The organism is Microbulbifer aestuariivivens (assembly GCF_039545115.1).
In the GTDB taxonomy this organism is placed as follows: domain Bacteria; phylum Pseudomonadota; class Gammaproteobacteria; order Pseudomonadales; family Cellvibrionaceae; genus Microbulbifer; species Microbulbifer aestuariivivens.
The window spans coordinates 1-2,282 of sequence record NZ_BAABRT010000047.1 but is presented as its reverse complement, the minus strand read 5'-3'; the positions used below and the strand labels follow the sequence as shown (position 1 = coordinate 2,282).

Here is a 2,282-nt window from a genome sequence, read left to right as displayed (position 1 = left end):
GTGGCTGGCAAAGTGCTAGTAGTTGGCGGGAGCGCGGCAGCCATAACCAGGCTAGGCAGGCTCGCCCAGCCGGTGGCTGGGCTGGACAGCCTACGCTGCGCTCCGGCTGCCCCTGCTAGCGGCGTTATGTTGCCGGTCGGTAAAAATTCTTGCCGGTACCAGTGTGTAGTTTTTCGCACTGTTTTAGTTAGTGTCCGGTATCTGGTAGTTTTGGTGCCGCATATCTAAGCAGTTCCGTTCTTAGCGTGTCCGTTCGGGTTCGGTAGATGTGGCTAGTCCGCTGCCGTATCGTGAAGTTCCACTAAGTGAATAAATGGGTCGGGGAAGAGCGGTATTATCCCCTCGTTTTAATCGGGTAGTGGCCAGCCAAACTGTGGCTGGCAGCGTGCCGGTAGCGGGTGCTCAGTGTGGCACCTATAACCAAGCTAGGCAGGATCGCCCAGCCAGTGGCTGGGCTGGACAGCCTACGCTGCGCTTCGGCTGCCCCTGCTAGCGGCGTTATGGTTCACACAGAATGGAGATCGTATGAAATATAGAGTCATGAGTGTTGTGGCATTAACTGTTGTCGTTTCAGCATGTGCCAGTCAAAAGCCTTCAATCTCTGATAGCTACAAAAATCAACTGATGGCGATGGCTCCAAAAGTGGAGAATTGCGAGGCCATAGATCAAGTCTACTCTGATTTATCGACAGCTCCTCCAGAAGTTGTAGCTAATCTATCGTCACAAGTCGTTGAAGTATGGACACTAAAAGGCTGCCCCGACGGTAAGCGTAAAAGGGCAGAGCTCCGCATTATGAATAACAACAACGGCACTCTATCGTTCAGTGAATACTAAAACCATAACAAGCAAAGGCAGCATCGCCCTGCGGGCTGGACGCGCTGACGCGCGCCGCTGCTTTGGGCGTTATGTTGCCGGGCGGTAAAAACTGTTGTCGGTGCCAGCGTTTAATTTTTTGCACTGGTTTAGCGCCCAGCATTGGGCTGCTAGGGTGTTCCGTGATCAAGCAGCTTCGTTCCTAGAGCGTTCTCTCTGGTTCGGTAGAAGGTGGCCATTCCACTGCAGTATCGTGGGGTGCCAATAAGTAAATAATTTGGTGGGGGAAGTGCGGTATTCTTCCCTCGTAACATCTGGCAGTGGCCAGCCAATCCGTGGCTGGCAAAGTGCCAGTAGTTGGTCTGGCGAGCGGCAGGCATAACCAAGCTAGGCAGGATCGCCCAGCCGGTGGCTGGGCTGGACAGCCTACGCTGCGCTCCGGCTGCCCCTGCTAGCGGCGTTATGTTGCCGGTCGCTAATGATCATGGGCAGTGCCAGCGTATGGTTTTCAGCACTAATTCGGCTTCCAGTATTTTGTTGTATTGGTGTGCCACGGCCGAGCAGTTTCGTTCCTAGAGTGTTCTCTCTGGTTCGGTAGAGCAGGTTAGTCCACTGCTGTAACGTGGAGTGCCAATCAGTAAATAATTTGGTGGGGGAGGTGCGATATTCTTCCCTCGTGATATTGGGGTGTGGCCAGCCAAGCCGTGGCTGGCAGCGTGCAGGTAGCGGGTGTCCAGTGCGGCACCTATAACCAAGCTAGGCAGGTTCGCCCAGCCGGTGGCTGGGCTGGACAGCCTACGCTGCGCTTCGGCTGCCCCTGCTAGCGGCGTTAGCAATACAATGAAAATATTCGTTTCTATACCGTTATTGATGTGTGCCTCAATCTCGATAGCAGAAAGTTGGCGTCAGGTAAGTGACGGAACTTATATGCTCGAATGTCCGGATTTCATCGAATTCAGTTCGGGTACCTATGAAATTTTGAATGATTGTTACGGTGAAGATCCGAGGCATCCTGTAATCGAGACTGGATCCTACTCGATAGAAAAGGGCATTATCGCCTTTACCGAGAGACGGCCAAAGCAAGAATCTTTCTTGAGCGGTGACGCCAAGAGCCAAAATCTTGAGTTCCATAGAAGTGAGGACTCAATAAAGCTAGTAGCTGGCAGCAATGTCTTTTATTTTGTTACCGAAGGCGAGGTGCGGTGAGTACTGCTAACAAGGCGAGGCATTTCGCTCCGGCCCTGCGGGCCTCCGCCGGACAGCTTACTTTGTGCACTTTATGCGCAAGTCGCTTCGCTCCAATTTTTGCGCATAAAGCGCCCAAAGCAAGCTGCCGCTGCTCGCGGCGTTATGTTGCCGGGCGGTAAAAATTATCATCGGTGCCTGTGGGAAATTTTCGTACTGGTTTAGGGTTCAGCATCGAGCTACTTGGCCGTTCCGGGATCAAGCAGTTTCGTTCCTTGAGCGTT

2 protein-coding genes are annotated in these 2,282 nt (G+C 53.1%); both read left to right on the top strand.

Annotation, left to right across the window (positions count from 1 at the left end; translation table 11 throughout):
- The first annotated feature begins 525 nt into the window (after positions 1-525).
- Positions 526-834 (top strand): hypothetical protein, encoded by a 309-nt coding sequence (locus ABEA58_RS14200; RefSeq protein ID WP_345552553.1) that lies wholly within the window; start codon positions 526-528, stop codon positions 832-834.
- A gap of 708 nt (positions 835-1,542) precedes the next feature.
- Positions 1,543-2,019 (top strand): hypothetical protein, encoded by a 477-nt coding sequence (locus ABEA58_RS14195; RefSeq protein WP_345552551.1) that lies wholly within the window; start codon positions 1,543-1,545, stop codon positions 2,017-2,019.
- Positions 2,020-2,282: the final 263 nt, after the last annotated feature.